Source organism: Candidatus Nitrosopumilus sp. (genome assembly GCF_965223225.1).
Lineage (GTDB): Archaea > Thermoproteota > Nitrososphaeria > Nitrososphaerales > Nitrosopumilaceae > Nitrosopumilus.
The window spans coordinates 587,289-613,444 of record NZ_CBDCVU010000004.1 but is presented as its reverse complement, the minus strand read 5'-3'; the positions used below and the strand labels follow the sequence as shown (position 1 = coordinate 613,444).

The following is a 26,156-nucleotide window of genomic DNA, read 5'->3' as shown; positions in this document are numbered from 1 at the left end:
GATAGCATTTAATTTTACATCAATAAAAATAAGATGAGAAGATTGGAGTCAGGAGAAGACAAGAAAAGTAGAGGAAGAGAGCTTATTATTTTAGGACTTGTAATGATCGGATTCATGTTTGTCATGTATAGTAGATACCAAGATCCGGAGACACTTACGCCAGATGCAATAGAGTCAATACACAGAATTGCTTATGGGTTTTACATTGTTTTGATTGCAGCCTTTGGTGCTATTGGATTTGGGTTGTATAGGTACCACGGTGAAAAGGTAAGAGCAGCCAAAAAAGATCTTTTTACAATAATTGCAGTTATTACATGGAACAAAAAGTCACGCAAAATTGCTGTTTCTACATTCATCGGATATGGAATATTTTTTTCACTTGCCTCAGGAACACTGGTTTATCAACCGGAGATAAGTTTTTCAGAGCATTACGGCGCGGAAATACCATCAGGTTTTGTTGCTCCTTGCTGTGGAGATCTAGGATATATGCCACAAGTCATCATATATCTAACAGATTCTGTGGGACTAAACATAATTCCAATAAATTTTGTGCTGCAGATTACAGTATCGTATCTTGTGGCACTAAATGCAGCAATTGCAGTTAGTGCTTATAATATTTCGAAGAAAGGTAGAGGATTCAGCACAATTGGTGCAATCACAGGACTATTCATTGCGTGTCCCACGTGTGCAGGAACATTTTTCTCAATTTTTGTAGGAACAGCATCAGGTATTGGTTTGTCGGTATTCTTGACTCAGATGCAGACTTTTTTTATCGCAATATCGATTCCAGTATTACTTGTCACCCCTTTTCTGATGGCAAAGAAATTACAAAATTCAGATGGAAGCTGTGACATCACTCTTACGAAATGAATTTTTTAACTTCAGGAATTTTGTAATTGCCAATATCATAACCGTCACGTCTTAGAAATTTTAAAGTAAATTTGTAAACTAATTCATCATGGTCAACCTTCTCTAGAATTTCACTCCACAAAACTTTGCCTTTTTTTTCAATCTGATTTTTAAAATCTGGATTCATAGATTCGGCAATGTCTTTACATTGATCTAGTGTCTTTCCATTTTTGTAAGCCCTTACCCTTCTATCACAGGCATCCACACCATAAAATATTCAAATTTGTAAATAAACCTAGTTTGGATGAAGATTCAACTAATAAACCCAAACAAACAAACAAGATTGTGGGAATAAACTCAGCCTCAGAATATGTAGATTTTTTTGTTAATCTCAATATGGGTGAAAATGTCAGTTTATTGAGATTTATCAACAATGAAAAGTTAACGCTAAAACAAAGATTACAATACAAAAACATAGAAAAAGAACCAATCAAAAAAGGAATAAAGATTTTAGAAGAGTTGGCAAATGAAATAGATAACAAAGGAGAAGAAAAAGTATTAGAAAAATATCAAAAAAACATGAGAGAAAATGACAAAAAATAACAAAGATTCTGAGATCATAAGAACAGAGATAATAAGAGTTCTAAATGAAAATGGAAAAACTAGTGGAACAGACCTTGCAAAAAGAGTAACGGCAAAGGTAGGAAATGAAAAAACTGTCTACAGAGAGATTAGCTTCCTAGTTGAAACGGGAGAGATAGAAAAAAGAGTTTATGACAGAACCCACATAGAATACGAGCTCATCGACCTTTATGAATCAGTTAACAACCAGCTAAAAAACCTGCATAAAGAAGTGGAGATTATTTTTGAGGAAATTACAAATTTTGGGGTTATTCAGACAGAAAAAAAACTCACATTTCAAGATAGGCTACGAACAGTAGTACATGCCATTCATGTAATTCAAGCAACAGATGGCATCATGAAATTACTTGCGTTTTATCCAGCCTTCAAAAAAGACAAAATGTTCTCACAGATCAATAGAAAAATCACAGATTGCTGGCAAGTGATAATGAATATCATATCACAGCAGCCAGAAGAAAAATTCCTAAACGAAGTCCTTTCAAATTTGAGGCTATCTAACCTAGATCCTAAAAATATAAATTAAATTTTTTGTAACTTGCCCACAACTATTTTAAAAATTTCATTGTTATCAAGTAGAATGTAAGGTAGATCATTTTCTTCACAGGCCTGCCCGCTTTCTGTATCACGTGTTACAAGTATCATGTTATTTTCTTTAGCATAGTTTATCACAGAATAATCAGTTCGCAATTTGTAGCCATCTGCGCGCAGTTTCTTGACACTATATGCATCATAACCAAGATCTTTTAATTTATCATCCCAACCGTCATCCATTTCATCAACAAGAACTTTCATGTGAACCCATATCCAGAATTCAATATTAGTGTAAACATAAAGAACAACTACTTATTTTCATTAGATTAAGTGAAATCATGGATGTTAAAGAAGAAGATAAATCTGAAGAATCAAAGAAAAATCACATAACATATTATCAGTCATTATCTAGAGTCATAGCACAAATTTTGAAAGAAAAAGAAGAAGAAAATGACCCTACAATAAAAAATCATCTTGATGCAAGAATAGAAGCCATGGAAAAAGACAAACTCAGGATTAAAGAAATGTTTCCAGACATAAGTGAGAGCCAGTGGAATGGCACTAATCAGAAGAGTACCATCTAAAACTAAAGTTACAACAAGAAAGAAATAAGAAATTCAATAGTTCATAAAATATTTTTTAGAAAAATACTACTAAATTAATGATATTTTTGTGTAATGTCATAAAGAGAGGTACAAAACTCATCTAAATTGGCATGCGAAACTCCATCAAACCAAGCCAATTCCTTGTCAATGTTAAATCCATCAAATTTTAAATCATGATGAATTTTGAGATATTCCATCTCCCTGTTGACTAATTCCAAGATTTCTTTTTGCTCTGTTTTAGTCAAGTCATAATCGCATGTCATCAGATCAATTTGCACAAAATAATTTCCATGTTTAGGATCAATTCTTGCTTTGATGAAGGGTTTGTTTGATTGTTGGCACTTTCTATAATGCGGATCATATTCAAACATCTTTGAATCTCCCAAATATTTAACCAACATAGTGGGTCAAAAACCAGATTCTAAAAACAGTTAGAGATCAGATGTAATCTTTTTTATTTTTGTAATCAATCGAATTTTTGTGTTGATTGGCATTTCTGGCTCTATTGTGAAATAAACAATATTTCTTTTTGTGTAAATTACCATCTGGGAGACTTTTTCTCGCTCAACGTGCACATAGCGAACCTTACCAAGTGAACGATCAAATTCTTTTCTCATTGCCCTGCGTTGTGCCACCTGTTTGCAAAAATGTTCTTCTTCTTTTTGGGATTTGAGATTTGTTTTTCCTGCCTTCATAATTGCTTCCCTTATGTTTCCCTTAGAATCAATTATTGCTGCAAATCTCATTTTAGAATCAAGATTCAAGATCTTTTGAACAATTTCTAGTAAATCGATCTTTTTTACCGCCATGCCAAAATAAAAAAAAAGTTTGGCAAATATAAGCTATTGAAACCAATTCAAATTCATATAATCAAGCAGAATCAAATTATAACAAGAGAAAAACAATATGGAAAATTCAATTTTTAAAGTACTTGAAGAATTAGAGTCTCAATCAAATCTTGAAAAAAACAGGAGAGTAGATGTAGCACCTAATGATCGTATGCTAGCCATTACCAAAGAGACCGGAGAATTACTCAATCTAATGATGAGACTATACAATGCCCAAAACGTCTTAGAAATAGGCATGTCAACAGGATATTCAACAATATGGTTTGCAGAAGCCCTAAAAGAGAACAAAAAAACAGGTAAAATAATCACAATAGAACAGAATCCAAATAAGATCAGAAGGGCAAAAGAAAATTTTGAAAAAGCAAAGGTTAACGAAATTATCGAGATAAAAGAAGGCTTAGCAATGGAAATTCTTACTGAACTTTCATTAGATACCAACTATAAAGAATTTTTTGATTTTGTGTTTATTGATGCAGATAAGGAGAAGGTTATAGAATACTTTGATAAAATTTTGCCAATGGTTTCAAAAGGTGGGCTTGTTGTTACAGACAATATGATCTATCCTGAAAAATACAAAGAGGATATGAAAAAATTATCTAATCACATAAGGGACAATCCAAATCTTAAGTCCATCACATCCCCAATTGGAAATGGGGAAGAAATTACACTTAAAATAAAATAAGAAACCTCAATGTCCAACTAGTTTTTAAAATATTAAAAATTATTTAATCTAAATTTTTGGCTTATCAAGATTACAGATACAATGGAGATACTCAAGATTAAGAGTGTCACAGGACCAAATTCTGGAACAACTGAAGTTCCAAAAATTGAGAGAGTTTTGGAATCGGCATCCAACGTAATGAACAGGATATTTAGACCACCTTCATCAGATACATGTTCAAAATTAGAAATTTTTTGATCATCGACCAATATTACAAAAGGTCCAGAAATCAGCTCAGAGGGCAAATGGATTTCTAAATCATGAATATCTGATTTTGCGTCTCCCATAATATCAAAGGTTATGGATTTTTGTTCTTCGTTAATTACTGCAGTGGAGAGTATTCGATTAAAATTGTATTCAACATCAAAAATTGTTGAGCCGTCTCCAACATCCTTTCCCACATTTGGAATAATTGAATAACCTGCACTTACAAAAATAGTACCTTGCATCCAAGGATGAGGTTCACAATAATAAGGATAAACACCAACTTCATCAAAAGTATGTGAGAAGGATTTGCCAGGACCAAAATAGCCACTAGCAAACAAACCATCAGAATTAGAAGGACCAGAGCCAGAAGTTATAGTATGTCTTGTAGTATCAGCATTTTTCCATACAACAGTATCTCCTACAAAAATTTCAATTATACCTGTAGTTGAACCATCTTTTTCACTTTGCCAGAAATATGGAGCTTCAGGATTTGCAGCACCTGTAGGAATATTCACATCATAACTGTTTTGAGCAAAGGAATAAACCAAAACGCCAGGAGTTAAAAGTAAAAAGATCAAGGTTAAACCAAAAAATAACAATTTCACATGAGAAATAGATTTGATTCAATTAAAAGCCTTTTCAGATTTAAACAATGGCAGACATTTATTATCAGAAAAAAGATAAAAAAATTGTGAAAACAGGTAAAAAAGTAATAGTTATCGGCATGATAATGTTTTTTGTAGGTCTTTTACTTTTTTATTCAATTGAGCAAGGACAGAAAGATTCAACGTGGAGATTTACAAAAAACATGGGTACCTTTATTGGAATTAGTGGGATGGGTGTAATGTTAGCCGGGATTGTAATACACATCATAAGCAGAAATGAGCCTCCAATAAAGGAAGATATCGGAATCTAAGTATGCAATAGCATTTTTTTGTAATCATCTACAGTTACTACAAATTTACATGCTTTACAGAACAATACTTCCTTGTTAATTAGTGTCTTTATTGTGGTTGGAATCATTCCACAATACAGAGAATCCTGATAACAATTTGGGTATGAAGCTAAAAGGTGCCTCATCCCCAATTCTTTTTTTAAATTCACATCTTCGGTAAGCTGTTCATGCATATTAGTAAAAGGTAGAAATTATACTAGTGGTAAGATAGGTAAGTAAATATCAACAAAAGATTGAGAAGATATCAATATGGCTGAAAAAGTTTGGATGGGTGCAATTTATCTCAAAGATGAGGGAGGATATAAGATCATTCTAAAGGCACTTAACCATTATAAGAAAAGATTGAAGACTCTTGGTAAAAGCCCAGAATTACAAGATGCAGCTGCTATGTTTGCATCAGTATTGCATTCACAAGCAGTAAAAGTGGTGCCTCAAATTGACACTACAATTAAGAAAATAGAAGATAGTTTATCAGACATTCAGATGGTTAGTAAATTAAATGAAGACGTTCCATTCCTTGCTAAATCATTATCATGTTATGAAGCAGACATACACAAAGCAGAAGATACTGGACATGAATATTTTGTGAATCTTGTAGGAAACATAGAAGAGGCAAAAAAAGATCTAAAAATCATTAGAATAGCACAAGAAAAAATAAATCAATATTCAGAACAATAACTTCAGAGTCCTTGGACATACCAATCAAAGTAAGGAATCAATGCTTTGCATTGTTTTTTCTTTTCTGATTCATCAGATAATTCTCGGATTTTCTGTATTTTTCCATCTACATATTCAGAGGTCAGTTGACTTTTGAATTCTGGTTTTATCAAATCTAATGATTCTAGAATTTTTTCGGAGGAAACTGTATCAAAATCCTTCAAAATTAATCTGACTTGATCTTCTAGAGACATGAAAGATAATTTCAAAAACCCATTATTATTTGATGCAGTCACTCTATAACATCATCATCATCCCAAGTAAGTCGAAATTTTCCCGTTACCCGAAATAGTTTGATTTTACCTCCATTTTTGAAGGTAAGTTTGTATGATTTGTGAGAAGTATCTTCAATATCTAAAACCACTTCATCTTTTTTGCTCTGAAAAACTATAGGATCATTTGAGAGTTGTTTCCAGTCACTGTCTTCAAAATCTAGATAAAATTTTGTATAAAGTAACCCCATAACTAATTGTAAATGGTACCTGAATAAATAACTAGCAGATTCAGATGTAAACGGCTAGCAATCACATCAAACTATAATCAACCCAGAAGGAATCGTCCATTAATGTTAAATAGAAATTTTGCAAGACAAAGCACCTAACACTTCGTGGGTTTGATGAGAATAAATCATCAATCCCAGGAATACTTGTCATATCAAAAATTTCATAATATCTTTCCCTAACAGAGAATCATGGAAGAGTCGTCAAATCTGCTATTACAAAAAGGACAAAAATTCTTGAACCTTGGAAATCCAAAAGAGGCATTAGAGATTTATGAAATAATCCTCAAAAATGAACCACAAAATATCGAGGCACTGATAAAAAAAGGGCACATATTAGGAATGACTGGAAGATATGTACAAGCTATAGATAGTTATAACAAAGTTTTATCTCAAGAAGAATCAAACCTTATTGCTCTGTTAAACAAAGGACTTGCACATCACTACTTGAAAGAGTATGAAATTTCAATAAGTTGCAATGACAAAGTCCTGAAGATAAAACCTCAAAACACTACAGCAGTATACAACAAAGCATCATCTCTTGTAAAATCAAATAAAATTCAAGAAGGGTTAAACATTCTGGGAGATTCAGAAATGTTGGAAAAATTCAATGATTTATGGGCAGAAACATGGGATATCGCTGGCAAGAATAATCCATATGATTGGTACATTAAAAGCTGGGAGAATGTATGGAAAAACTCTAGGTTTGTTACACCAAATGCATTTAGCGATTATTGGCAAAACATATGGAAAAACAGTTCTGAAGAATTCTTCAAGAGATCTGCAGAGGCAATGAAAAAAATGAATAATTTGTAACAAATGCCCCAAATCTAATCTTTTTATGACCTAAAGTAGGAAAATAATCATGGAATTAAAATCTGAAAAATCAATAAAGGAATACTTGAAGACCCTTTCCGATGATATTATAATAAAATACTATCTAGATGTAGAATATAGTCCATTTCCAATTTTAGTTATTGAAGAATATACCAGACGATTCAAAAAGAAAACAAAAGACGAGATAATAAAAGATTTGAAATTGCAAACACGTCTTGCACGTAAAAAAACACAAGAATTAGGGCAGATGGCAAAAAAGCACAAATTAGTTGATGATGTTACAAGACAAAAATCCGAAGAAGTAATCAAACAAGCAAAAAAGAAAGGATATCAAATAAGTGAAAAAATTATCACTAAAAGTAGTGCACTGAAAACCAAATTAAGAAAAGGTGCAAAAACAGGAATACAAGGCAGTGTCAATGTAGGAAAAAAATTAGGGGCATCAACACAAAAAGAATTAGACTTGTTGGAAAAACTAGGAGAACTGCGCAAGGCAGGAATTATCACAAATAAAGAATTTCAAGAAAAGAAAAAGAAGATACTTTCAAAAATATAGATATTCTCACAATATCAAATAATCAGAATATCATTTACAATTAAAATAAATCAGTAAAAATTAGTAGATTTTAAAAAAAGAAATTATCTTTTGTTTAAGACAGTTGTTTTGCTGTGACTTCAACTTCTGGAGGTGCGTTAACTGGGTCTACAGTGATAACTACTGTATCCATGTCAGAACGACCATTAGAATCAAACACAGTCAATTCAAATTCCAATATTTTGATTTGACCATTAATTACAGATGGAGTTCTAAAGGATGGAGTGATACTTGAAGAGTCATCAAGTGACACAGATTCTCCAGACAATTGAACCCATGAATATTGCAATGGTTGATTCTCAGGGTCGAAACTTCCGCTACCATCAAGAGATAGGTTACGGTTCTCGTTGACAATTCTATCATCACCTGCATCTGCTACAATGTCCAAAGTTAGTGTATTGTAAACTGTTACACCCACAGTATCAGAAGCAGAGAATTCACCATCAGATACAGTACATTTGAATTGAATCAGAGTGGTATCAACTACAGATGGAGCAGTAAATGTAATCATTGTGTTATTTGGATTATCAATAACTATTGATGGGCCTGAAATTTGGCTCCAAGAGTAAGTCAATATATCACCATCAGGATCTTGTCCTACACAGGACAATATAACCACGGTATTCTCATCAACATCAAGATCATCACCAGCATTAGCAGATGGTTTGCCATTTGCCGGAACGATTGTGACTTTGACTACATCGGTATCTGAGCCACCAAAGGAATCAGATACTTTGAATTCAAATAACATTGAAGATGGTCTGTTATTAACAGTGTTTGGAGCAGTAAACGTCAATGCGTTGTCAGATACATTAACGTCCATTGCTTTGCCGTTGATTTGTTTCCAAGAATAAGTTAATGGGTCATTATCAACATCAAATCCAGTTCCTACCAATCTTACATTTGTGTTTTCAACTACAATTTGATCAGGACCAGCGTGAGCAGTTGGAGGGCTGTTTGTTGCAGAAACAAGAACTGAGACTGCATCATAACTAGTTAAACCAAATGAATCTCTTGCCATTAATTCAAATTCCAAGTTTGCAGTTTCATCAGAAGCTAATGGAGGTGCAGTAAATGTAAGTTCAGTCAAAAATGTGTTATATTGTACAGCAGGTCCTGCAATTTGGTTCCAAGCATGATTTACTCTGTCGCCATCAGGATCAGAAACAGTTCCAATTAATTTGACTTGGGAAGATTCGCGAACACTTTGATCAGGTCCTGCATCTGCAATTGGAGGATTGTTTACTGGCAATACTTTGACAATAGCAGTATCTTGTGCAAATCCACTTCCAGGAACATAACCTGTCAATACAAATGACAGAACTACTGCCTCTTCACCATCTATGTATGGTGCTGTAAAGTCAGGAGTAGGAATCACAGTAGATGACAAACTTACTTTTGGACCCAAGTGTTGAATCCAAGAGAATGAGATAGGAGAATTATTGATTTCCCAACCGCTTCCATGCAAAGTAACATCAGAGCCTTCATTTACAATCTGAATTGGGCCAGCATCAACTGCAATTGATGGGTTGTTGGCGGAAAATTCAGCCAAAAAGATATCCACGGTGTCTGAATCAGTACCGCCAAATCCATCATCTACGGTAACCTCAAAAGTCAAAGGAGTCATATCATTAAAGTCCAATTGATATCGCTCCACGGTAAGATGTTTTGCATTCAGATTTGCAATATCAACAGGCTGACCTGCAAGTTGCTTCCATGAGAATGACAAAATATCACCATCAATATCATAACCAGTTGCAAAAACAGTTACAGCATTGACAGAAGGGAAAATTAGTTTATCTTTGCCAGCCTTGGCGATAGGGTCATGATTAATTGGGTGTACTACAATGTTAATTGATTCCTGACTTGATCCTCCAAATGGATCAGAGACAGTTAAAGTAAATGACAATGTCTTTGTTTCACCATTGTCTACTAGAGGAGATAGAAATGTTGGTTCGGCAACATCATAAGCTGAAAGGTCTACAGATTCACCTCCAGTTTGTTCCCAAAGATAGGTAAGATCGTCATTATCTGGATCCACACCAGTTCCGATAAGTACGATAGTTCTTTGTTCGTCTACGTCAACAGTAGATTCGGCAAAAGAAGAACCAAGTGAACCAACAGTAAGAATAGATGCAAATACAAACAATGCAAGCATTAACTTAACGTTCACGCGAGTACTAAAAACAAGAGGTATTTTAGTTGTTCTACTGTCAATCTTCCAATATTTTTGATCTCAAAAATCGCGAGATCAGCAAATGATCGAACTTTTGAGATCAGATTGAAGAAAAGACGAATCAAATAAACAAATTATGATCAGAAAGCCCAATTACATTTTGAATTTGTCTAAAATATAACAAAGTCTACAAGATGATTTAGGAAATTAAAATGAACTCTTTATTTTTCCAAGTATTTGGATCTGTTCAGCGTATTCAGACTTGGAATCTACTCCTATGTCACAAACAAGGTGATCAAGCCCAATTTCTTGGTACTTGTGAATTTTTGAGATGAGCTCATCAATATTACCAGTTAATCTCAAACGAGGACTCCCATCTGCTCCAGTATAGATGGATTCAGCTTGTTTGTCGGCTACAAAATTTATTCGTAAAGTCCAGAGATAATCTTTGCTGCAGAATTGTTGAATTTTTTGCATTCCTAATTCATATTGATCAGTCGAAATTCCTACAGGATGCCATCCATCACCTATAGAAGAAACTCGTCTTAAAGCACCATCTGATTGTCCTCCTACAAGAATTGGCGGACCATTAGGAGAAGCGGGCATAGGTTCACAAGAAAAGCCTTGTTTTGAATAATGACCAGCCCACATTTCTTTTATGATCTTAATGTTCTCAACAATGGACTTTGTTCTGTTCTCAAAACCATATCCAAGTAAATCAAATTCTTTTTTGTTCCAACCAATTCCAACACCAAAGATTATTCGGCCATTGGATAACGAATCCAGAGTTGCAATTTGTTTTGCCAAAACAAATGGATTTCTTAATGGGACTAACAAAATTGAAGAGCCCAATTGAGCTTTTTCAGTAATTGAAGATAAAAATCCCAGAGTTGCAACACTCTCAAAAACGCGAGTCCAAGGATCATTGTTCTTTGGAACAATAATATGATCAGACAACCAGATAGAATCTAGTTGTTGATTTTCAATTTCAATTGCAGCTTCTTTTAAGAATTCTCTTGAAGCAAGTATTCCATAGTTTGAAAGCGATACTCCAATTTTCATAATCAATCATGCTATCAAGTAATGTTTATGTTTTTTATTTTAATGAAATTAAAAAAATGAAACGAAATGAGAGTGTGAATTTTTGAATATCATGTCACCACAAATAACAAAAATAAGATTCAGCAAATTTTGAAACTAAATTTTCTTATGATTTCCAACAAAACATTGCTTACACAATTTACTTCCAACTCTAGAGTTCAGAAAAGCAATTTGCTCTTGAGTTAGTCTTCCATGTTGTATTAGGTTTAACAATTCTTCAGTCTCAACAAGCTCAAAATTTTGCTTACATGAACAATTAGTACATTGACAATCCATTTTTTTACCCAATAAATTTTAGAAAATAAAACCATCATAAAAACAATCCAAAAATTAGTTCCAAAAAATAAGAAAATTCAATAACAAAATATCATTAAATTTTCATAAATCTAGCTTGAACATTCAAGAGAGAGGCAGTTGAATTGAAAATTCATACCATAAGAAATACAATAATTCATAAATTAAGCAACTTACTCAAAATTTGAATATTCTTTTAAAATCCAAACCAGCGATCTTTAATACTAGTAGATACTACATAATTTAATGGAAATAGTACATGCTAAATCTGAAAGGAATAAGACAGTATTATTGTCATGTGGATGTACAATAAGGGACCAAACTGCAGAATTAGAAAAAATGTGCAAACAGCATGAAGAAGCATACTTTATGAGTTAGATGTCAAAACATGCTGAAAATTTTTTATTAGTTTGAGAATTATGGCCTGATATCCGGCAGGCTAGTAAACGCAGAATTTACTCGTCTGATTATATCTTCTACATTAAGATCTCGTTCTCCTGAAATCAAGATTAGGTAATCTTTTGTAGGAATACTAATCATTGTGACTTTGGCCCTCCTAGATGCAATGTAATCCATTGCTCCCAATCCCTCATCGAAATCTTTTCTCATCAGATATTCCAGTGTAAGCTGCACATACATCATTTCGTTTTCTTTGTCTTGGAGATAAGACGTTACACCTTCCTTAAAGCCGCCTGCAACTCTGCGACCCATCTTGTTTAAGACGCCTGTAGATCTAATTTTCGGTATTTGTAGAACTTGTTTACAGGCTTTTTCAAGAGCTTCAATATTTTCAGTCAAGACAAGGTACAATAGATATGGAGATATTAAAAGATGTAAATCAATAATCTAGTTTCATCAATTCATGCAAAAGAAAAACTATGCAATTTTTTTTAAGAATCATAGAGATGTTTAAAAAATGTGACAAATCAAGGGTTGAGACTTTTAAATTCTAGACATTTCTCATCGTATTCTCCCAGATATTTTTTGGCATTAATTGCTGCATCTTCAACATACAACTCACAGGTTTGAGAATCAATCAAAGTTGCACCATCGTTATTGTTGGTAACAAACTGGAGTAAGAGTATGCCAACTAATGCAAAGATCAGAACCATTGGAATTTTTCTAGAATAAATATCCACAAATTTGAACAAATAACTCCGAACTTAAGCATATTGATATTGATAAAAAGTAAAACATCAATAGTAGAAAATTGAGATGACGGTTACCACAAGTTTCCATATTTTTTTAGGTTAGCCTGAAAAACTTTAGACAGAGAATTAAGGGTATCTACATCATAATTACATCCAGCAAAATCTACAGAATCAAGAATTGCACCTTCTAGGTTTGTGTGTCTGAGATTTGTTCCTGAAAGGTTTGCATTGCTTAGATCAGAGTTTCTCAAATCGGCATAAAACAAGTCTGCTCCTGAAAGATTCACTCCTGTCAAGTCAGCCCCATACAATTCAGTATCCCATAGTTTTGCCTGGGACAGATTTGCATTTTGCAGATCAGAGCCACGTAATTTGACGTAAAATAAGATAGTGCCGCTAAGATCAGATCCTATCAAGTTTGTACAGCTCAGATTTGCGTGGTGAATGTCCCTATTTTTTAGATTAACCCCACACATGTTTGAATCAGAAAAATCCTTACCAATTAGGTCCTCATAGTCAAAATTTACTTTGGTAAGATTTCGTTTTCTAAATACGTCTGAGGGATTCATCTGATAGTAATTGTATTTTAGTACATTTGAATTTAGATGGAAGAAAAATAGAAAATTTGGTTTAAATGATTTTTACAACATTTGAATTTATGGGGATAATGGGAGTTGAACCCATGATCTCCAGCACCCGAGACTGGCAGTATACCAAACTAACCTATATCCCCTGAAAAAAAACAAAAAAACCAAATATTTTATCTTAGTCTAGGAAATACAACGAACAACAAAAGATAAAGGAATTCATTTGTGATCAACCTAACAATGCATTCAAAAAGCAATCTTCAAAGAAGATACTGGTAGTGACACATGATGAGGATTCAGGTTGAAGATAATATGAAATGTTATAGGAGATAGATTCCAAATTGTTGGAGAGCAGAGAACGACGAAACAGTATAGAGAAAGTATTTTAATTCAAGTGTGAATTTCAGGCAGAACAAAAAATTAACTTGTAATAGTAAAAAGGTTCCATTAAATAAGTCCAAATCTTACAGAATACATGGCAAGCCCATTGATAGTCTTTGGGATAATTATTTCAGGAATAATTTTGGTATTATTTGTAGTGCCATTGCCTATGGGAATACCATACTGTGATGTAGAATTTTTTCAAAACACAGCATATGAAATTCAAATGAAATGTTGGGAACGCTAATTCATCATTGACGTGAAAAATTCTAAAAACCATTAGTCGATAAATCATATTAAATGAATTTTGAAATAGAATTTGCCATCAATACCCTTAAGTTATAACCAATTACAGAAAATATATGCCACTATTTTGCAAACAATGCAAAGGTAGACGAGTGCCTATTTTTCAGGAAAAGGAAAACATATCACTTTGGCTATGTGAAAAATGTAAGAACTTTGTAGATGAGAAAGACTTTATCGTACGTGAGCAGACAGATCAGGAGAGACAAGAAGCAGAAAGAAAATTAAAAGAATTTGAAGAAACATCAAATTTCCCATCTGAAAAACTAGTGAGAAGAAAAGGCGTAAACTAAGTTTTTGAGAAATTTTATCTAAATGCAAAATTTCAATATGTTTAAGTTTAAAGTTTGAACAATTATTTTAGTTGTTCTTTACATGTAAAAGATGCAATTTAGAAACTCAGATAAGGACAAAAAGAGAATCCATTTGTAAGACATGTGAAGAAGATTTAGATCTGTTAGACAAGCAACTTTTGGTAAATAATAAGAGGATAAAAAAACTTGAAGAGCATAAAAAAATAACAGAATCAGAGATGAAAAATCTTGATTCAGGTAATGATCAGCAGATAATTTTGGAGACAATGAGACGAATAGAAAAGAATCTGAAAATAGAATATGAATTACATGATGGAATAGTCAAGGCAATAGATTCCAAAAATGAATTGTGAGTTGGTTTTTTCTTTTTGTTTGTAGAAATGAGTAAATATCTAGTTAATTTACAGACGATGTGACCTTTCAGGCAGGAATATTCTCAAAAAAAGAATTAGCATTGATTGTAGGAGGATCTGTGATAGTTTCTGTAATCTTGTTTGTATCATACATGATTGGTAGATAAAAAAAGATATCAAAATTAAGTTAAAAACAAAATCAATCAAGATCAGAATACAAGGTTTTGGTTCCTAGTAGACGCTTCATTTACCTGCATGTGATGTCAAATTTAATCAAAATCCAAAAATACAATCATCAAAGTTATGGGGTATGCCAAAAAAGGCAGTAGTAATTGGTGGAAGTATTGCAGGATTTCTTGCATCACATGTATTATCAAAATATTTTGAAGAGGTTATTTTGATTGAAAAAGACAGATACACAGATGACAACACCGTTAGAAATGGAGTACCTCAGGCAAATCATGTTCACCTACTGCTTGTCAAGGGAAGAGAGATACTAGAAGAGTTTTTTCCAAATCTTGAAGATGAACTCATAAAAAAAGGAGCAAATAAGATTGATTTTCTAAAGGACAGTAGATACAGACTTCCAACTGGATGGGCCCCAAGATTTGATTCAGGAATAATCACCTTTACATGCACACGAATGCTTTTAGAAAATACAATCAAAGAACAAATTCAAAAAAAATCAAAAATCAAAATAAGACAAGATGAACAGGTTACTTCGTATGTTCTAAGAGACAAAAACAAATTAAGTTTGAAAACAAAAGAAGCCAAAGAGATTAACGCAGATCTTATAGTTGATTGTACGGGACGAAATACAAAAACGCCTTCATGGCTTGAAGAGATTGGATATTCAAAACCTAGGGAAACAAAAATAGATTCTTTTGTAGGATATGCAACAAGAAGATTCATTCCTTCATCTCCTTCCTCAAAAACATCAAAAACCAAGAGAGATTGGAAGATGTTGGCAATTTTTAACAACCCGACTTCAAATCCCAGAACAGGTGTAATCTACCCAATAGAAAATGGAAAATGGCTTGTGGGACTTTACGGGATAGGAAAAAACTATCCGCCAACTGATGAAGAAGGATTTTTGGAATTCACACAAAATCTTGAAAGTACAGAACTTTATGATGCTCTAAAGGATGCAACGCCTGACTCTGAAATATACGGGTACAGAGTACAAGGAAGCAGAAAGTACCACTACGAAGAGATGTCAAAATGGCCTAAAAATTTTATAGTGTTGGGTGATGCAGTATCTGTTTTTAATCCATATTATGGACAAGGAATAACATCAGCAGCGCTTGCGGCCAAGACATTAGAAGACATGCTAAAAGAGGGCAAAAAAGAAAACGACTTTGCCAAAAAATTCCAAAAAAAGATTGCAAAGACCATATCGTTGCCGTGGGTTCTTGGAACAAGTGAGGACATGAGATGGCCCACCACGATAGGAAAAAGACCTAATACAATTACAAGAATGGTACAAAACCACGCGCAAAGAGTATTGTTGCTTGCACCCAAAAGTACTCTTGCGACAAAATCATTTTTGCAGATGATGCACATGAAAAAGCCGCCAACAATATTGTTTCATCCCCTTTTGCTGATACAAGTAATTGCAGAGTTCCTTGGTAAAAGAAATTAGATTTCAAATTGGTAACTGGTACAATAAATTTGGAAATCAATTATTTTTGAAGAAAGAATGTGAATTTGATTCTAATAAATTATAATCCAAGCTAACAAGACCATATCTTCATTATTTCCCAATACAGAGTATGAGTGGAATTGATTATAAGGACACGATTGTGGTCCGCACAAGCATCAACAAGGGAACATCAACAACAGACAGACCAGTACTTCCTTCAGAATTTATGGGAAAACAAAATGAAGAAAAATCAAAGGAATTGTTAAGCCGAGCAGGAGATCCCTGGATAATGAGTAACAAGGGAACATCAAAGATAAAACTCTCTGAAATGAGAAAACCAAAACCACGAAAAATTACTGGTTTGTACGTATCTACAGGAAAAGGTACAGGAAGAATCAAAATTTGACTCTTCTATTTTTTGATTTATAGATTAAAAATTAATAATCACGACAGGAAATTTTTGAGGAAAAGGTAAAAACAACCAAGAGAGATCCCAAATGTTGAATTTTAATTGTGTATTTCCTTCCTGTAATTACAAACGTAATGACATCGAGGAGGAAGAATTTTTAAAACATCTAAAATCATTTGTGTTGCAGCAGTTGATTTTAAGAGATTAGAGCAAGCATGGTATCAAAAATATGGCACAGATAAAAAATCAGAAGAAGAGGGAAGGTCATATTTGCAAAAAATATTCCAGGTCAGAATTGGAATGCCAACACCAAGTGAGGAACAATTAGAAGAGTTCTACCAATCTCTTCTAGGTAAAAGTGAAAACAAAGAGATTAACAGTAAGATTTTATCGCTTTTGATACAAATCGGACCAAAAAATCCACGAGCTATAAAGAGAATGATGAATCTAGCTGCATTTAGAATGTCACAATTAGAAGAGCAAAAAATCGAGTCACAAAGTGCGGCCATATTTTGGACAGTGCTTGAGGTCATAGTTCATGAAAATATACATAGAGTATTTCAAATGCTCGAAAAAACAATGTCTACAGAATCAGAAATAAAGAAAATACTAGCTGCACCCCCAATCCGAGTGATGTTTACAGAACCAGATATTGGAAGATATCAAGTAAAAATCCAGATTTGGATAGAAAATTTTGTTGAATTTTTGAACCAACCAAGTTTAGATAAAGAGAAGTTCAAAAAACAGATTAACAAGTTAAACACAATCACACAAGCGATTCAATAGTAAACAAGAACGTAAAACACATTAAATTCAAAATAGCAACCAAAAACAACTTTAGAGCAAGATCTAAAATATCTTAAAACCTAATTTGAAATAAATGAACAGATTTATCTACAAACAGGCAGTTTAATCATGTATGGTAAGAACAAAATTAACAGAAGAAGAAAAAGAGAATCAGAAAGAAGAACAAAAAATGAGAGCTAAGGCATCGCGAGCTGCCAGACGAAGTGGAAAAAGCATAAAAAAAGAAGGAAAAGTAGACAAGGCAAAAGCTAAAACAAAAGAGAGTAGATCTCAAAAAAAGATAGCGACAGTAAATAAAAGACGCCAATAAGGATTATTTCAAAAACAAATTCAATAAAAATTGCAATACAATAGTAACAATTTTCAATGAATTATGATTATTGATTTTGAATTTTCGTTAATTTTCATAGGATCTTCCTTTTTCTGAAAGAACAAAATACAATTTGAATCTCTTTGATTGTCCTTCTATTAGTTTGAGTTCTTTTCTCAAATATTCTATATCAGTAACACATTCTACCAGGGATTTGTTTGTGATTCTACGTATCTCATTACTAGTGTATTTTTCAGGATCTACTAGTTTGATTAAATTAAAGATTGGCTTCCATGTTTCGCCCTTCCAGATCAGATCGATTCCTTTTTTCGTAATTTTGTGGATTCCATTATTTTGATTGCCTTTATTGATTTCAATTAATCCATCCTTTTGCATCAATTCAATTTTTTCCTCTAAATTGTCACTTTTTAACAGTGTTTTGTTCTTCTTTTTGATTTCTTCAAAAGAGAGTGAATCAGGCGAGGATTGCTGCAAAACCCACAACAATTCGACATCGGTTTTATCCATAGAATGACAGAAAAATCATGCAATATTTGAATATCTAAAACGGAAAAATCATTTTGAAATTAGTAGACATCATTCTTCCTCTTGTCCATCAGTGCTGATATTGTCACATTCAGGCATTGAAGCAGATATCTGATCAGTTTGTTTTATCAAAAAATCCATCATACCCATCACACTGACGCTTGTTTTCCCTATTGATAATTTTTTTCTTTCAAAAAAACCAGCATAGTATGCTCTCTTGGTTATTATTTCAAAATTGACTACCGATGTTTACGATATCACTAGTTTGCCTTGGACGCTGTTATTTTATCGAATACACATGATGCGGTAAGGTCTCCGGTTACATTTACCATAGTTCTAGTCATATCCAAAATTCGATCCACAGAAATTAGCAGCACAATACCAATTGGAGGAATTCCAACTGTCACCAGTATTGTAGACAATACAATCACACCAGCTCCTGGAACAGCAGGAGTTCCAATAGAGGCCAAAAGAGTGGTAATTATTATCACAAATATCGATATCAGACTTAATTCAATTGAGAACAATTGCGCCAAAAAGAACACAGCAATTACCTGGTATAATGCAGTACCATCCATGTTTACAGTAGTTCCAAATGGAATTACAAATTTTGAAACTCGTGGGTCTACCTTTAGGCTCTCTTCTGCAGTCTTCAAGGTTACAGGCATTGTGGCCATTGAGCTGCCAGTGGAGAATGCCAGAGATTGAGGGTTGCGGAATTTTGTAAATGTAGACAGGATGGATCTCTTTGCAATAAATTTCAAAAACAATACATAAACTAACAACATAACTCCTAGTCCCAAAAAGACGGTTCCCATGTATGCACCCATTCCAATCATAGAGTCTATTCCTACTTTGGCTACCATTCCGACAATCAACCCAAATACTGCAAACGGTACAATCTTCATGGAAAACATTAGGATGTGTATTGTGATTTTTTGAATAGACTCCAATAAATCTAGCAGAGGTTTGACGGATTCTTTTGGAAGAGACGCCATTGCCAGTCCAACAATCATTGCAAAGACAAGAATGTTTAGCATCTGTCCTTCAAGATACGACGTTATTGGATTTCTAGGAATTATGTTTGATACTGCATTTGGTACATCATCAAATGAAAATCCGTCTTTGATTTCCATTTCTTTGTCTTCTATATCATATGATTCTTGCAGTTGAGTTATGTCAAGAAGGCTTCCAGGCGATACAATAGAGACCAGAATGACAGCTATGGCTATTGCAATCGTAGTAGTAATTACAAAATAGACTCCAACGCCTACCCCCAGAGTCTTTAGTTTTTCACGTGAGCCAAGCGAGGTAATCGCAATAACAATTGAAGAGAAGATTAATGGAACAATAATCATGTGAATCACACTCAAAAATATGCTTGCAGGAATTGAAAGATAGGACGAAACAAAGTCAATATCATCATCTGCAAGTGAAACACCTGCATCATCACCCAGGACTATCCCGACTCCCAACCCTATAAGGAGGGACATTACAACCTGGAGCCACAAATTTTTGAAGAGATAGTCCTTGAACGTCATTTTATTTCCTTAAAATCATTTTTATGTTAAAATTTTCTCTGAAAATCTTACACATGGAGAATCCACACAGGTCTTCAATAAAAGGAATTGAGCATAATTAGGCAGAAATTATCAAAAGGCAGTCACAATCAAAAAGTAATCAAAAAAATGAAAATAAAAAGAAAAGATTGTTTTTTCGTCTCCCTCTAGTTATCCATTTTTTCTAGCATTTTTACCACATTCTCAAATTCTATGAGCGGTACAATTTTTACTTCGTTGAAGCTTGCAACTCCTCCTTCCATTGCCAATTTTTGAATAAGATGAGGATCTTCAGCATCTACAATCCACAAAAATGTGTGTTCTAATGCGGAGTGAAATCTTCCAATAATCTTGTTAATTTTGTAGTTTGAGCATACTGCTTTCATGTCTCTTTTGCCAATTTTTATCATCATCTCTCGATTCACAGAGTTGTTGATTGGGCAAGCATCAATTTCATGTCTTCCATATATTCCAAATAAAGCCATATTATGTTTCACCTCCTTTTCTTTCAAAAGCAGTAAGAGTGAGAACAACCATTTCAGGAGATAGGGAACAAAGATAGGAATTAGAAATTTTAAATTTCTTGTATTTTTTTCCTTCTTTGTTTGTTTTAGTTGTTCTCATCTCACTTACCTAAGGTAAGTTACTATCAATACTTTATTTATAGTAGAAAGGGAAGTGATCTACATCTAATTACCACATGGTAAGTTACTCTTTATTAGTTACTATACTTAGGTAAGTTTTAATAGAATATTCTGGTTTGTTTTGTCATGAACAGTGCAACATTAGAACATATGATAAAAAATTGTCCGGTAGACAATACCTTTAAAATAATTGGAAAAAAATTCACTTTCCACATAGTTAGAAATATGGCCATGAGGAATCAAACCAGGTTCAACGAGTTTCTAGGGACAATTGAGAACATAAATCCAAAAACTCTTGCTTTAAGACTAAAGGAGCTTGAAGAGACAGGAATTATACAAAGAACAGTGTATGATGAGGTTCCAATCCGAATCGAGTATACACTTACAAAAAAGGGAGAGGACCTTCAGGGAATAATTGATCAAATGGCCACATTTTCAATGAAACACTATCCAAAAACAGTCTTCAAAGACGGAAAAAGGAGAAACTACAGGCAGGTTTTCAAGCGACCTGTCACCGTATTGCATTAGCATGTTAGTATGATGATACAGATTAAACGGATTTACGAGGAAGGCTCCGAAAGTGACGGATACAGGATATTGATAGACAGATTATGGCCAAGAGGAATCACAAAAGAGCGGGCTAAGATAGATTTGTGGTCAAAAGATATTGCTCCAAGCAATGATTTGAGAAAGTGGTATTTGCAAAATTTAGAAAAAGTAAAACAATTTCAAAAAAAGTACATTATTGAACTTGCAAGCAAGCCTGATTCTGTAAATAAGATTAGAGAAAAGATACAAGGCAAGAAAAACATCACGCTTCTTTATGCAGCAAAAGAACCTGATCCAATCCATGCCAAAGTATTACAAGAAATACTAGGCAATTAATTCCAATTCAATCCTTTATTGCAGTTCCTTGAACAATAGCTAATCTGTTTTCTTCAAGGTTCCGTGCTAGATTGAGTAATTTTTGTTTTGCAGTTTTTCCCATCAACAGATGAAATCCCAAAGGCGGAGGGCCAGACATTTCAATTTTTTTCAACATTCCTTTAAAAAATTCCTCAGACAATTTACTTTTGTCAATCCATTTTTCAATTATGAAGTTAGAGTTTACAATTGCATCTTTTGCTTGCTCTTGGGTACACAATGAACTCAATGAATCAAATTCTGCCCATGGTGTTGGGTAGTATGGTAACTTGTCTGTGCCAAAGACATCATGGAAGACTAGTTTTCCACCAGGTTTGAGAACTCGATTCAATCCACCATAGAATTTTTTCTTGTCTGGAATATTCATCTGTGTATGTTCTGTCCATACAATATCAAAACTATCTGAAGAAAAAGGAATGTCCAATGCACTTGCCTGTTTAAATGATACTTTCTCTGATAGATTAACAAGATCTGTCAGACGATTTGCCACGTCAATGTACTCATCAGTTAGATCAACTCCCATTACAGAGCAACCAAATTCATTTGCAATGTATCGTGCAGAACCACCCAAGCCACATCCTACATCCAATACCTTATGATGGGACTGAATCTTGCCAAGGCTTGCAATTTCTATAGTAGATTCTTTTCCTCTTGTGTGAAATTCATCAATAGGGGAAAGATCACTTGGAACCAGTGAATCCAGACTCTTACCTGCTTTTTCAAGACCGTTTAGAATTGAATCCATGATTCCACTAATCCCATAGTGGTTACTAACTGCCGCATCATACATGAAGAGATTAGATCATTGATTACTCATGAATGTTTTCATAAAGATAATCTAAAATTATTTTGGCGTATTTCTTTTTGCCATTTGATTTTATTTTTTACTGGCATACGTATCTAAAATCACACTAAAAAATACAAATTCTATGCCATCATAGGGAAATTGTGGAAAATATCTGTTGGGCCAACACCAAAAATCTAGATGATGCAGAATTTGTAATTGTAGGCATACCTGACGAGTCCCAATCACATGCACTAAGAAAAGGTACCAAAGAGGCACCTTCAAGAATAAGGCAAATTTCAAACACACATGATTCTTATGATAGAGATGGCACACTATCCCTAGGACTTCCATTTGGAGGAATTGAGAAAAGAGTCCATGACTTTGGAGACATTACAAGGGATTGCATAAAGGACATTTTTGAAAAGTTTTCAGCAAAGTCAAAGATTCCAATCTCAATTGGAGGGGATCATTCCATTACCAGAGACATCATCACATCAATGTCAAAGCCTGATTCAAGGATTTCACTTGTGTATTTTGATGCCCATCCAGATTTTGTTAGCTCTCATGCAAACTATTATGGTTCAGTAATTACCGATGTAATGCCATATGTGGAATTAGAGTCCAGTGTTCAAATAGGAATACGTACTCCTGAACAAGAAGAATTGGATAACATAAAAAAATACGATTTTCAGGTAATAACTCCATTTGATATACAAAAACATGGAATAGAAAAAATTGCAAATTCCATAATTAGCAAATTAGGGGAAAAGGTATACGTTTCTTTTGATATGGACTGCATCGATCCTGCATTTGCACCAGGAGTTTCAGTGCCGGTTCCCTTGGGCCTTAACAGTGTTGATTGTGTCTATTTGCTGCAAAAAATAGCGCAAAAAGGAATCATAGGAATGGACATTATGGAGGTATGTCCTAGCTATGATATCAAAGACAGGACATCACATTTGGCCTCCAGAATAATTGCAGAAACAATCTTTGCATCAGGAGAGAATCATGACTGTTGAATTCAAAAATGAGTTTACTTGGGGAAATGCACTAGCTGCAAATTCCACTCAGGAATTTCATGAAAATTTTGAAAAAGCTGTCGATGAGGCAAAAAAGGAATTAGGACAGACATTTCCGATTATCATTAACGGTAAAGAGATTTACTCAGAGGATAATTTTTCAGCTTATTCTCCTTCTGACAGACGGATTAAAATCGCAGACTTTCCAAGTTCCACTGTTTCAGATACAGAAGATGCAATCTCAAGTTCAAAAAAGGCATTTGAGCAGTGGAGTAATTTTTCGTTTCAAAAACGAGTTGAAATTTTTAGGCAATGTGCAGATTATTTTGCATCAAAGAAATTCTTCTTGGCTGCAATAATGACCTTTGAGAACGGAAAGAATCGTTTTGAGGCAATGGGAGATGTTGATGAGGCAATTGATTTTATGCGATTTTATGCGTACCAGATGGAAATTAATGACGGCTTTTGCAAGAGAACATCTCATCCAAATCCCAACGAAAAGACCCAGACAGTCATGAAGCCCTACGGAGTATGGGGGATAATTTCTCCGTTTAACTTTCCTTCTGCAATAGCAATTGGTATGACAACCGGTGCATTGATTACTGGAAATACTGCTATCCTAAAACCGGCAAGTGATACTCCTTTGTCTTCATTTTACTTTGCGAAATACTTGTATTCAAAAATTCCTGCAGGCGTGATAAATTTTGTGACAGGTTCTGGAGGAACAGTTGGAAGAACATTGATTCAGAGCAAAGATGTTGACGGCATTGCATTTACTGGCTCAAGAGAGGTAGGAATGAAGGGATTTCAGGAATTTACAAAGAATACAACAAAGCCGTTCATTTCAGAAATGGGAGGAAAAAATCCCGTAATCGTCACAAAAAACGCAGACTTGGACAAGGCTGCAAACGGTGTCATGAGCGCTGCATTTGGATACGGGGGACAAAAGTGTAGTGCATGCTCCAGAGTCTATGTACAAGAGGAGATTGCAGAAGAATTCATTGAAAAATTAGTTGAAAATACAAAAAAGATCAAGGTTGGAATGCCTTGGATAAAAGATGTCTTTCTTGGGCCAATAATCAATTCAGATGCAAAATCAAAATTTGAGAATGCATCTGAGATTGCAAAAAAAGACGGTCATATCCTAACTGGCGGTTCTGTGATCAAAACAGATTCACTTGAAAATGGTTACTTTGTAGAACCCACAATAGTTGAAAAATTGCCTGAAGAACACAAGCTTATGAGAGAAGAGTTATTCTTGCCATTTTTGTGCATTCAGAGATACAGGAATTTTGATGATGCAGTAAAGCTTGCAAACAGTTCAGAGTATGGTCTAACAGCTGGAATTTTTTCAGAAGACCAAAAGCAACTGGACGACTTTTTCTCAAAGATTCATTCAGGAGTCGTGTATGCAAATCGTTCTGCCAGTGCTACCACTGCAGCCTTGGTTTCAAGCCAGCCTTTTGTAGGATGGAAACATTCAGGAACAACTGGAAAAGGAGCTGGAGGAGAAAACTACTTGCAACAATTTTTGCGCACTCAAACTCAGACTCGTTGTGATTGAAGCAAAGAACTTCCAAGCAACAAGATGTTTCTCTTTCTCTCCTTTATTCGCCTAATGGAATATGCAAGCCAATTTGTTCCATACGGGATATAGTCTGAAACAACAAATCCCTTTCTTATCAGATCTGGTTTGATCTCCTCTCGTATTCCTTTGAGAAACTCAAACTCAAACTTTCTTGGATACTTTTTGGATAAGGTTTCTGCTTTTTTTATTATTGTATTATCATGAGATGCAATTGCAAACTCATTTCCTTTTTTGAATAAAATTGTCATCAATTTTATGTAATTTTTATCAACGTCTTCTCTTGCTCTAAAAGAGATGCTTGATTTTTCTCTATAAGCTCCCTTTACGAGGCGAATTTTGGCACCTATCCCTATTAGATGGTTCAAGTCATCTTCTGTTCTCTTGAGATTTGCCTGCAAGGCAATTCCCAGCCTTTCATATTTTGAAAAAAATGAAGAGTAAAGCTCAATTGTCTCATCAGTATGTTCTGAGGACTCCATGTCAAGCCATACAAAGACGTGGGCAGCACTCAATTTTTGGAGGATTTCTTCCAAACTTTTGTAACACTGTTTTTGGCTAATTGACAGTCCGATTTGTGTGGGTTTTACAGAGATTGCACCCCGAATCTTCCATCTTCTAAAGGAATTGGCAATCTTTTGATAATCATCAATTGATTCTTGCACCTGCTTTTTTGTGGTATGGTACTCTCCTAGTTTGTTGATGATTGCGTGTCTTTTCATTTGATATGCAGTTTTAGCTGATGTAAGAGCGTCATCAATTGTGTCCCCTGCAATCCATTTTTTTGCTATTTTAAACAGAAATTTTTCCATTAATTGCATTTTATCTCAATTATTACTAAATCACAACCATAAAAAATAATTTTCATGTATGCCATCACTTGATCTGTTTTTTTTGATGTGAATTTAGAAGAATTTTAATCAATGAAATACGGAAATTGTTTTCTTTTTAGTACTATTCTCTTTCTCTAGATTATTCTATAAATTCTTGCCATTCTTCATGATTCAGATTATGTAATGGCTCTAGCAATTCTGGTTTGATCTCTTCAGGATCTTTTAGATGACTTGTAAATTTGTGAAAGCAATTCTGACAAGCAGGTATCTTTGCAAATATTTTTCCTTCTTTTTGTGTTGGAATAAATTTACTAACAACATCTTTTCTGCACATTACACATAGTTTGTCACCACAATTCTTGCATATCCAACCAAATTCAACATCTTGTTTCTGAACTTTTTTTATTTTTTTAAGATATTCTGAA

At 34.0% G+C, this 26,156-nt stretch carries 41 protein-coding genes and 1 tRNA gene; 21 read left to right on the top strand and 21 right to left on the bottom strand.

Annotated elements, in window-relative coordinates; translation table 11 throughout:
* The first annotated feature begins 33 nt into the window (after positions 1-33).
* On the top strand, positions 34-870 hold the full coding sequence (locus ACOQN3_RS04030; protein WP_420545202.1) for a hypothetical protein: 837 nt from the start codon (positions 34-36) through the stop codon (positions 868-870).
* Here ACOQN3_RS04030 and ACOQN3_RS04025 read toward each other — a convergent pair.
* Complete coding sequence (locus ACOQN3_RS04025; RefSeq protein ID WP_420545201.1) at positions 860-1,114, bottom strand: hypothetical protein; 255 nt, start codon at positions 1,112-1,114, stop codon at positions 860-862. The genes ACOQN3_RS04030 and ACOQN3_RS04025 overlap by 11 nt on opposite strands.
* A 35-nt stretch (positions 1,115-1,149) precedes the next feature.
* On the opposite strand from ACOQN3_RS04025, the gene ACOQN3_RS04020 reads away from it, so the two are divergent.
* Together ACOQN3_RS04020 and ACOQN3_RS04015 are read left to right on the top strand one after the other, a co-directional pair.
* A complete protein-coding gene (locus tag ACOQN3_RS04020) occupies positions 1,150-1,452 on the top strand; it encodes a hypothetical protein (protein WP_420545200.1) in 303 nt (100 codons plus the stop codon).
* A complete protein-coding gene (locus ACOQN3_RS04015) occupies positions 1,439-2,014 on the top strand; it encodes a hypothetical protein (RefSeq protein ID WP_420545199.1) in 576 nt (191 codons plus the stop codon). Before ACOQN3_RS04020 ends, ACOQN3_RS04015 begins: the two co-directional genes overlap by 14 nt.
* Here ACOQN3_RS04015 and ACOQN3_RS04010 read toward each other — a convergent pair.
* Positions 2,011-2,283 (bottom strand): DUF5615 family PIN-like protein, encoded by a 273-nt coding sequence (locus ACOQN3_RS04010; RefSeq protein WP_420545198.1) that lies wholly within the window; start codon positions 2,281-2,283, stop codon positions 2,011-2,013. The two genes, ACOQN3_RS04015 and ACOQN3_RS04010, sit on opposite strands and share 4 nt — an antisense overlap.
* 77 nt (positions 2,284-2,360) lie before the next feature.
* Here ACOQN3_RS04010 and ACOQN3_RS04005 point away from each other — a divergent pair, with 77 nt between their 5' ends.
* On the top strand, positions 2,361-2,606 hold the full coding sequence (locus tag ACOQN3_RS04005; RefSeq protein WP_420545197.1) for a hypothetical protein: 246 nt from the start codon (positions 2,361-2,363) through the stop codon (positions 2,604-2,606).
* 74 nt (positions 2,607-2,680) lie between these two features.
* On the opposite strand, the gene ACOQN3_RS04000 is transcribed toward ACOQN3_RS04005, so the two are convergent.
* Together ACOQN3_RS04000 and ACOQN3_RS03995 are read right to left on the bottom strand one after the other, a co-directional pair.
* Positions 2,681-2,998: a hypothetical protein gene (locus ACOQN3_RS04000; RefSeq protein WP_420545196.1), complete on the bottom strand. Its 318-nt coding sequence runs from the start codon at positions 2,996-2,998 to the stop codon at positions 2,681-2,683.
* 60 nt (positions 2,999-3,058) lie between these two features.
* Positions 3,059-3,436 carry a DUF6659 family protein gene (locus tag ACOQN3_RS03995; RefSeq protein ID WP_420545195.1) on the bottom strand — a complete coding sequence of 126 codons (378 nt, stop codon included), beginning with the start codon at positions 3,434-3,436 and terminating at the stop codon, positions 3,059-3,061.
* 97 nt (positions 3,437-3,533) lie between these two features.
* Here ACOQN3_RS03995 and ACOQN3_RS03990 point away from each other — a divergent pair, with 97 nt between their 5' ends.
* A complete protein-coding gene (locus tag ACOQN3_RS03990) occupies positions 3,534-4,157 on the top strand; it encodes an O-methyltransferase (protein ID WP_420545194.1) in 624 nt (207 codons plus the stop codon).
* Between the two features lie 32 nt (positions 4,158-4,189).
* Here ACOQN3_RS03990 and ACOQN3_RS03985 read toward each other — a convergent pair whose 3' ends face one another.
* Complete coding sequence (locus ACOQN3_RS03985; RefSeq protein WP_420545193.1) at positions 4,190-5,008, bottom strand: plastocyanin/azurin family copper-binding protein; 819 nt, start codon at positions 5,006-5,008, stop codon at positions 4,190-4,192.
* Positions 5,009-5,055: 47 nt separating this feature from the next.
* On the opposite strand from ACOQN3_RS03985, the gene ACOQN3_RS03980 reads away from it, so the two are divergent.
* Positions 5,056-5,319: a hypothetical protein gene (locus ACOQN3_RS03980; protein WP_420545192.1), complete on the top strand. Its 264-nt coding sequence runs from the start codon at positions 5,056-5,058 to the stop codon at positions 5,317-5,319.
* On the opposite strand, the gene ACOQN3_RS03975 is transcribed toward ACOQN3_RS03980, so the two are convergent.
* The gene (locus tag ACOQN3_RS03975; RefSeq protein ID WP_420545191.1) at positions 5,316-5,531 is read right to left on the bottom strand and encodes a hypothetical protein; all 216 of its coding nucleotides are present in this window, start codon (positions 5,529-5,531) and stop codon (positions 5,316-5,318) included. The two genes, ACOQN3_RS03980 and ACOQN3_RS03975, sit on opposite strands and share 4 nt — an antisense overlap.
* Before the next feature lie 76 nt (positions 5,532-5,607).
* Between ACOQN3_RS03975 and ACOQN3_RS03970 the strand changes: the two genes are divergently transcribed.
* A complete protein-coding gene (locus ACOQN3_RS03970; RefSeq protein WP_420545190.1) occupies positions 5,608-6,036 on the top strand; it encodes a hypothetical protein in 429 nt (142 codons plus the stop codon).
* Positions 6,037-6,038: 2 nt separating this feature from the next.
* Here the strand turns inward: ACOQN3_RS03970 and ACOQN3_RS03965 are convergent, their stop codons facing one another.
* Both ACOQN3_RS03965 and ACOQN3_RS03960 read right to left on the bottom strand, forming a co-directional pair.
* Complete coding sequence (locus ACOQN3_RS03965; RefSeq protein ID WP_420545189.1) at positions 6,039-6,269, bottom strand: hypothetical protein; 231 nt, start codon at positions 6,267-6,269, stop codon at positions 6,039-6,041.
* Positions 6,270-6,307: 38 nt separating this feature from the next.
* Positions 6,308-6,538: a hypothetical protein gene (locus ACOQN3_RS03960; RefSeq protein ID WP_420545188.1), complete on the bottom strand. Its 231-nt coding sequence runs from the start codon at positions 6,536-6,538 to the stop codon at positions 6,308-6,310.
* A gap of 228 nt (positions 6,539-6,766) precedes the next feature.
* On the opposite strand from ACOQN3_RS03960, the gene ACOQN3_RS03955 reads away from it, so the two are divergent.
* Entirely contained in the window at positions 6,767-7,390 is a 624-nt protein-coding gene (locus ACOQN3_RS03955; RefSeq protein WP_420545187.1) for a tetratricopeptide repeat protein, read from the top strand.
* A 49-nt stretch (positions 7,391-7,439) separates the two neighbouring features.
* The gene (locus ACOQN3_RS03950; RefSeq protein ID WP_420545186.1) at positions 7,440-7,967 is read left to right on the top strand and encodes an SHOCT domain-containing protein; all 528 of its coding nucleotides are present in this window, start codon (positions 7,440-7,442) and stop codon (positions 7,965-7,967) included.
* A gap of 94 nt (positions 7,968-8,061) precedes the next feature.
* On the opposite strand, the gene ACOQN3_RS03945 is transcribed toward ACOQN3_RS03950, so the two are convergent.
* Both ACOQN3_RS03945 and ACOQN3_RS03940 read right to left on the bottom strand, forming a co-directional pair.
* Positions 8,062-10,179 (bottom strand): PKD domain-containing protein, encoded by a 2,118-nt coding sequence (locus ACOQN3_RS03945; RefSeq protein ID WP_420545185.1) that lies wholly within the window; start codon positions 10,177-10,179, stop codon positions 8,062-8,064.
* A gap of 210 nt (positions 10,180-10,389) precedes the next feature.
* Positions 10,390-11,244 carry an LLM class flavin-dependent oxidoreductase gene (locus ACOQN3_RS03940; RefSeq protein ID WP_420545184.1) on the bottom strand — a complete coding sequence of 285 codons (855 nt, stop codon included), beginning with the start codon at positions 11,242-11,244 and terminating at the stop codon, positions 10,390-10,392.
* A 579-nt stretch (positions 11,245-11,823) separates the two neighbouring features.
* Between ACOQN3_RS03940 and ACOQN3_RS03935 the strand changes: the two genes are divergently transcribed.
* Positions 11,824-11,955 (top strand): hypothetical protein, encoded by a 132-nt coding sequence (locus ACOQN3_RS03935; RefSeq protein ID WP_420545183.1) that lies wholly within the window; start codon positions 11,824-11,826, stop codon positions 11,953-11,955.
* A gap of 39 nt (positions 11,956-11,994) precedes the next feature.
* On the opposite strand, the gene ACOQN3_RS03930 is transcribed toward ACOQN3_RS03935, so the two are convergent.
* The 4 genes from ACOQN3_RS03930 to ACOQN3_RS03915 form a co-directional block, all read right to left on the bottom strand.
* The gene (locus ACOQN3_RS03930) at positions 11,995-12,375 is read right to left on the bottom strand and encodes a DUF6659 family protein (protein WP_420545182.1); all 381 of its coding nucleotides are present in this window, start codon (positions 12,373-12,375) and stop codon (positions 11,995-11,997) included.
* 128 nt (positions 12,376-12,503) lie between these two features.
* Complete coding sequence (locus ACOQN3_RS03925) at positions 12,504-12,716, bottom strand: hypothetical protein (RefSeq protein WP_420545181.1); 213 nt, start codon at positions 12,714-12,716, stop codon at positions 12,504-12,506.
* An 83-nt stretch (positions 12,717-12,799) separates the two neighbouring features.
* A complete protein-coding gene (locus ACOQN3_RS03920) occupies positions 12,800-13,297 on the bottom strand; it encodes a pentapeptide repeat-containing protein (RefSeq protein ID WP_420545180.1) in 498 nt (165 codons plus the stop codon).
* A gap of 90 nt (positions 13,298-13,387) precedes the next feature.
* Positions 13,388-13,461, bottom strand: a tRNA-Pro gene (locus ACOQN3_RS03915).
* A gap of 329 nt (positions 13,462-13,790) precedes the next feature.
* Between ACOQN3_RS03915 and ACOQN3_RS03910 the strand changes: the two genes are divergently transcribed.
* From ACOQN3_RS03910 to ACOQN3_RS03880, 7 genes are all read left to right on the top strand, one after another.
* Positions 13,791-13,943: a hypothetical protein gene (locus ACOQN3_RS03910; protein ID WP_420545179.1), complete on the top strand. Its 153-nt coding sequence runs from the start codon at positions 13,791-13,793 to the stop codon at positions 13,941-13,943.
* Positions 13,944-14,058: 115 nt separating this feature from the next.
* On the top strand, positions 14,059-14,292 hold the full coding sequence (locus ACOQN3_RS03905; protein ID WP_420545178.1) for a hypothetical protein: 234 nt from the start codon (positions 14,059-14,061) through the stop codon (positions 14,290-14,292).
* Between the two features lie 71 nt (positions 14,293-14,363).
* Positions 14,364-14,666, top strand: a complete 303-nt coding sequence (locus ACOQN3_RS03900) for a hypothetical protein (protein WP_420545177.1) — start codon at positions 14,364-14,366, stop codon at positions 14,664-14,666.
* Between the two features lie 310 nt (positions 14,667-14,976).
* Positions 14,977-16,308, top strand: a complete 1,332-nt coding sequence (locus tag ACOQN3_RS03895) for an NAD(P)/FAD-dependent oxidoreductase (protein ID WP_420545176.1) — start codon at positions 14,977-14,979, stop codon at positions 16,306-16,308.
* A gap of 130 nt (positions 16,309-16,438) precedes the next feature.
* Positions 16,439-16,714 carry a hypothetical protein gene (locus ACOQN3_RS03890; RefSeq protein WP_420545175.1) on the top strand — a complete coding sequence of 92 codons (276 nt, stop codon included), beginning with the start codon at positions 16,439-16,441 and terminating at the stop codon, positions 16,712-16,714.
* A gap of 156 nt (positions 16,715-16,870) precedes the next feature.
* A complete protein-coding gene (locus ACOQN3_RS03885) occupies positions 16,871-17,503 on the top strand; it encodes a P-loop NTPase fold protein (protein ID WP_420546594.1) in 633 nt (210 codons plus the stop codon).
* Between the two features lie 133 nt (positions 17,504-17,636).
* Positions 17,637-17,834: a hypothetical protein gene (locus ACOQN3_RS03880; RefSeq protein WP_420545174.1), complete on the top strand. Its 198-nt coding sequence runs from the start codon at positions 17,637-17,639 to the stop codon at positions 17,832-17,834.
* An 87-nt stretch (positions 17,835-17,921) separates the two neighbouring features.
* Here the strand turns inward: ACOQN3_RS03880 and ACOQN3_RS03875 are convergent, their stop codons facing one another.
* From ACOQN3_RS03875 to ACOQN3_RS03860, 4 genes are all read right to left on the bottom strand, one after another.
* Positions 17,922-18,362 (bottom strand): hypothetical protein, encoded by a 441-nt coding sequence (locus ACOQN3_RS03875; protein WP_420545173.1) that lies wholly within the window; start codon positions 18,360-18,362, stop codon positions 17,922-17,924.
* 278 nt (positions 18,363-18,640) lie between these two features.
* Entirely contained in the window at positions 18,641-19,921 is a 1,281-nt protein-coding gene (locus ACOQN3_RS03870) for a dicarboxylate/amino acid:cation symporter (protein ID WP_420545172.1), read from the bottom strand.
* 185 nt (positions 19,922-20,106) lie between these two features.
* Positions 20,107-20,424, bottom strand: coding sequence for a DUF3303 domain-containing protein (locus ACOQN3_RS03865; protein ID WP_420545171.1), 318 nt, complete (start codon positions 20,422-20,424; stop codon positions 20,107-20,109).
* Position 20,425: 1 nt separating this feature from the next.
* Entirely contained in the window at positions 20,426-20,563 is a 138-nt protein-coding gene (locus tag ACOQN3_RS03860) for a hypothetical protein (protein WP_420545170.1), read from the bottom strand.
* A 146-nt stretch (positions 20,564-20,709) separates the two neighbouring features.
* On the opposite strand from ACOQN3_RS03860, the gene ACOQN3_RS03855 reads away from it, so the two are divergent.
* Positions 20,710-21,111: a winged helix-turn-helix transcriptional regulator gene (locus tag ACOQN3_RS03855; RefSeq protein ID WP_420545169.1), complete on the top strand. Its 402-nt coding sequence runs from the start codon at positions 20,710-20,712 to the stop codon at positions 21,109-21,111.
* Between the two features lie 9 nt (positions 21,112-21,120).
* Positions 21,121-21,468, top strand: a complete 348-nt coding sequence (locus tag ACOQN3_RS03850) for a DUF488 domain-containing protein (RefSeq protein WP_420545168.1) — start codon at positions 21,121-21,123, stop codon at positions 21,466-21,468.
* 7 nt (positions 21,469-21,475) lie between these two features.
* On the opposite strand, the gene ACOQN3_RS03845 is transcribed toward ACOQN3_RS03850, so the two are convergent.
* The gene (locus ACOQN3_RS03845) at positions 21,476-22,297 is read right to left on the bottom strand and encodes a methyltransferase domain-containing protein (protein WP_420545167.1); all 822 of its coding nucleotides are present in this window, start codon (positions 22,295-22,297) and stop codon (positions 21,476-21,478) included.
* A gap of 158 nt (positions 22,298-22,455) precedes the next feature.
* On the opposite strand from ACOQN3_RS03845, the gene speB reads away from it, so the two are divergent.
* Together speB and ACOQN3_RS03835 are read left to right on the top strand one after the other, a co-directional pair.
* Positions 22,456-23,313, top strand: a complete 858-nt coding sequence (gene speB, locus ACOQN3_RS03840; RefSeq protein WP_420545166.1) for an agmatinase — start codon at positions 22,456-22,458, stop codon at positions 23,311-23,313.
* Complete coding sequence (locus ACOQN3_RS03835) at positions 23,303-24,877, top strand: aldehyde dehydrogenase family protein (RefSeq protein ID WP_420545165.1); 1,575 nt, start codon at positions 23,303-23,305, stop codon at positions 24,875-24,877. Before speB ends, ACOQN3_RS03835 begins: the two co-directional genes overlap by 11 nt.
* On the opposite strand, the gene ACOQN3_RS03830 is transcribed toward ACOQN3_RS03835, so the two are convergent.
* Together ACOQN3_RS03830 and ACOQN3_RS03825 are read right to left on the bottom strand one after the other, a co-directional pair.
* Positions 24,859-25,710: a proline dehydrogenase family protein gene (locus ACOQN3_RS03830; protein ID WP_420545164.1), complete on the bottom strand. Its 852-nt coding sequence runs from the start codon at positions 25,708-25,710 to the stop codon at positions 24,859-24,861. The two genes, ACOQN3_RS03835 and ACOQN3_RS03830, sit on opposite strands and share 19 nt — an antisense overlap.
* 160 nt (positions 25,711-25,870) lie before the next feature.
* Entirely contained in the window at positions 25,871-26,065 is a 195-nt protein-coding gene (locus tag ACOQN3_RS03825; protein ID WP_420545163.1) for a hypothetical protein, read from the bottom strand.
* Positions 26,066-26,156: the final 91 nt, after the last annotated feature.